The 380-nt window shown below is 67.1% G+C and carries 1 protein-coding gene; it reads right to left on the reverse strand.

Annotated elements, in window-relative coordinates:
- Positions 1 to 358, reverse strand: a 358-nt coding sequence (locus AC1DIX_RS28210; RefSeq protein WP_477328676.1) for a hypothetical protein, incomplete at its 3' end; no start/stop codon positions are given.
- Positions 359 to 380 lie beyond the last annotated feature (22 nt).

Raw genomic sequence — 380 nt, forward strand, 5'->3', positions numbered from 1 at the left:
CTCCGAGGCCCGGCGCTTCGATCCGCTGCAACAATTCGCTCTGCGCCGCGAAAAGACGGGCCCGGCGGCGGTCGGTAAACAGCTGCGCGGCGCCGAAGATCAGCGCCGGTGGCAACGCGGCTGCAATCGGCAATGCCGCACTCAGCCAGTATCCCTGCCGGAATGCCGCGACATTGACGCCGGCCCAGGCGACGAACAGCAGCGCGATCATCACGAAACCGATGACGCTGCGCCGCCAGGCAAGCAGACCGACGACGGCAAGCGGCAGGAGCACCGCAAGGGTCGCATCGAATCGGCGGACATTGTGGTCGCGGATGACGCTGTCCCCGGCGACCCCATGCGTGATCGCCGTCGACATCACTTCGACGCCAGGCAGAACC

The organism is Massilia sp. 05N420 (genome assembly GCF_056397205.1).